Here is a 266-nt window from a genome sequence, read left to right on the forward strand (position 1 = left end):
TTGGAATTTAAAATGAAAGTCGTCGCAGAATATCTTTCCGGCACGATTGGAGTGGATCGATTAGCTAGGAAATATCATTTCAAAACGAGTACGCAGATAAGAACTTGGATTAACGCCTACAAAACTTTAGGCCTAGAAGGCTTAAAACGTTCTCGCAAAAACAAGGCCTACAGTGTAGACTTTAAGTTAGAAGCAATCACCATGTATGAAGCCAGCGAGAAATCCTATCAAGATGTGGCGAATGACTTGAGGCTTAATAACCCCAG

Annotated in this window: 1 protein-coding gene; it reads left to right on the plus strand. The window is 40.6% G+C overall.

Annotated features, from left to right (window positions below):
• Window positions 1–12: 12 nt before the first annotated feature.
• Window positions 13–266 (plus strand): helix-turn-helix domain-containing protein (locus tag ACLGL1_RS09860; RefSeq protein ID WP_411008495.1); only part of this gene is annotated, 254 nt, incomplete at its 3' end.

Origin of the sequence: Peptococcus simiae, assembly GCF_046569735.1 — a bacterium.
GTDB classification, from domain to species: domain Bacteria; phylum Bacillota; class Peptococcia; order Peptococcales; family Peptococcaceae; genus Peptococcus; species Peptococcus simiae_A.